The organism is Ornithinibacter sp., from assembly GCF_035443565.1.
Taxonomy (GTDB): Bacteria; Actinomycetota; Actinomycetes; order Actinomycetales; family Dermatophilaceae; genus Fodinibacter.
Window position 1 is genome coordinate 2057 of the sequence record NZ_DAORSO010000112.1, and the last position, 2722, is coordinate 4778.

A 2722-nucleotide genomic window follows, 5' to 3' on the forward strand; every position below is an offset into this window, starting at 1 on the left:
TCCAGGTGCTTCGGCGCCGGGTGGCCGTAGTCGTTGTCGGCGCCGACACTGATCACCCCGACGGGCGCCCGCACCGCCGCCATGAGGTCGTCGTCGAGGTTCGCGCTCCCGTGGTGCGGGGTCTTCACGACGTCGAACGCCTCTGCCGCCTGAACCATCGACGGTTCGCGCCGCAACCGCAGCAGCAGGTCGTGCGCGGCCTCGCGCTCGATGTCCCCCAGCAACAGCGCGTCGACCTCGCCGGTACGCACCGCAAGCACCACGCTCGCGTTGTTCGGCACCGACCCGTCAGCGATGCGTCGCCACGGACTCCACACGACGGCATCCATCTCGCCGAGCGTGAGCCGGTCCCCCGCGGACAAGGACCCCACGGGGATGCCGTGGCGCACCGCGAGCGCGTCGACGTGCGCTGCGCTGTCGGCCGGTTCGCGAACCGGGGTGATGAACAGCTGACCCACACGGCGGCCGTCGATCGCCCCGACGAGTCCGTCGACGTGGTCGGCGTGCAGGTGGGTGAGGACGACCGCATCGAGCGTCGTGACCCCGAGGCGGGACAGGCACCCGTCGACGAGCGGAGGGTCGGGCCCGGCATCGACGAGAACGGCACTGTCGGCGCCGGTTCGCACCACGACGGCGTCACCCTGCCCGACGTCACACACGACGACCCGCCACCCCTGCGGCGGCCACGTGAGCGTGCGCGTGGGCACGAGCGATGCGGCCAGCGTGAGGACGCACCCGAGGGCAAGCACCGGGTGAGCGGCGGCCCCCGCGGCGAGAGCACGCCCCGTGAGCAGCACCACGACGGTCAGCGCCGCGAGGAGCAGGGCTCCGGGTGCCCCATCTGGCCAGGGCATGGTGCCGCCGGGGACCTCGGCGAACCACCGGGCCACCCTCGCGATGCCCCACGCGGGCAGCACCCCGGCCCACGCGACGAGGCGGGCACCGTCGCTCCAGAGCACCGAGGTCAGCGATGCCGCGACCCCGGCGACCGTGGCGATCGGCACCAAGGGCGCGGCGAGCAGGTTGGCGACCACCCCGACGATGCTGACCGACCCCTGGAGCAGCACGACCAGGGGCGCGGTCATGGCCTGGGCCGCGACCGGCACGGCGAGCGCGGGCCCCATGGGCGCCAGCCGCGTCGGCAGTCGGGCACCGATGGCCTCACCCCACGGCCGGGTGAACAGCAGCAACCCGAGGGTCGCCACCGAGGACAGCGCGAACCCGAACGACCTCGCCAGCCACGGGTCGACGACGAGCACGACGATGATGGCCGCACCGAGCACGGGCAGCCCCGCTGAACGACGGGACCGGCTGAGCCCGATGAGCCCGATCGCCCCCATCGCCGCAGCCCGCACGACGCTCGGCTCCGGCCTCGCGAGCACGACGAAGCCGGCCAGGGCCAGCAGCGCCAGCAGCGGTCTGGCCCACAGGGGGATGCCCACCAGGACGCACAGGCCCAGGACGAGCCCGACGACGACGGCCACGTTGCTGCCGCTGACCGCGGTGAGGTGGGTCATGCCGGTGGCGCGCATCGCCTCGGTGAGGTCGGGTGGTGTCTGGCTCGTGTCGCCGATGACCAGCCCGGGCAGCAGACCGCGCGGGTCGGCGGGTGCCCCGTCGACGGCGCCGCGCAGCCCTGCGCGCAGGTGCTCGGCCGCCGACGCGACCGCACCGGGTGGCGCGACGACCGTCAACGTGCCGGTCACCGCGATGCCCGCCACCCGGTCGTCGCCGGGTTCGGTGGGGCGCAGCCGCCCGGTGAGCTGCACCGTCGACCGCCACGCAGGGTCGGTCAACGCAGCGTCGCCCGTGAGCAGCACCGGTGCCCCCGTGGCCTGCTGCCGACCGCGCGCATCGAGATGCACCACTGTCGCCTCACGCAGCACCCGCGGGGTGTCACCGCGCGACGGCAAGGTCAGCGGGTCGCCGGTGATGACGACGAGTGCGGTCACGACGGCCCGCTGGTCGATGAGCTCCTGAATCCCGCCGCGCACGCGCAGCACCGAGTGCCCGGCCGCCGCCAGCTGGAGGATGACGACCAGCACCATCGTCAGCATGACCAGCCAGCGCAGCGTGAACCGGGCGGCGGACACCGCGCACGCCACCGTGGCCACCCCGGTCGCCGCGGCAGCCACCCACAGGTGGCCGGCCACCGGCATCGCCAAGCTCGCCGCAGCGACGACCCACGCGAGGACGGCGGGCGCGAGCAACCTCAGGTCGCTGCTCGAGGTCGCCCGGCGGCGGGCAAGCGCGTGCCCGAACGCGCCGTCCCCCCTCTTCACAAGGTCACCAGTGGTGTCAGCTGGGCCAGCAGCTTCTCGCCGATGCCGCTCACCTCCCCCAGTTCGTCGACACTCGTGAACCGTCCGTGCTGGGTGCGCCAGTCGAGGATTCGTTGCGCGAGGACAGGCCCCACCCCGGGCAAGGTGTCCAGGGCAGTGAGGTCAGCCGAGTTCAGCGCCACCTGCCCGCCGGAACCTGCACCGGCCCCACCCGTGCCGCCGCTTCCACCAGCACCGGGTGCAGCGCCGGGCCCGGTGAGCTCGCGCGGATCGACGGGATCGTCCGGGGCCGGGATGCGCACCTGCTCACCGTCGACCAGCACCCTCGCCAGGTTGACCCGGCTGAGGTCCGCCCCGCTCTTCGCGCCGCCGGCAGCCGCGACCGCCTGCGCCACCCGCGACCCTGCCGGCAGCTCGCGAACCCCGGGGCGCTTGACCTG

The 2722-nt window shown here is 74.1% G+C and carries 2 protein-coding genes; both read right to left on the reverse strand.

Features of this window, described 5'->3' with window-relative positions; translation table 11 throughout:
- The coding region (locus PLL68_RS10925; RefSeq protein ID WP_324534005.1) for a ComEC/Rec2 family competence protein at positions 1-2210 on the reverse strand (2210 nt) is incomplete at its 3' end.
- 68 nt (positions 2211-2278) lie between these two features.
- Positions 2279-2722: ComEA family DNA-binding protein (locus tag PLL68_RS10930; RefSeq protein ID WP_324534007.1), on the reverse strand; the 444-nt coding region annotated here is incomplete at its 5' end.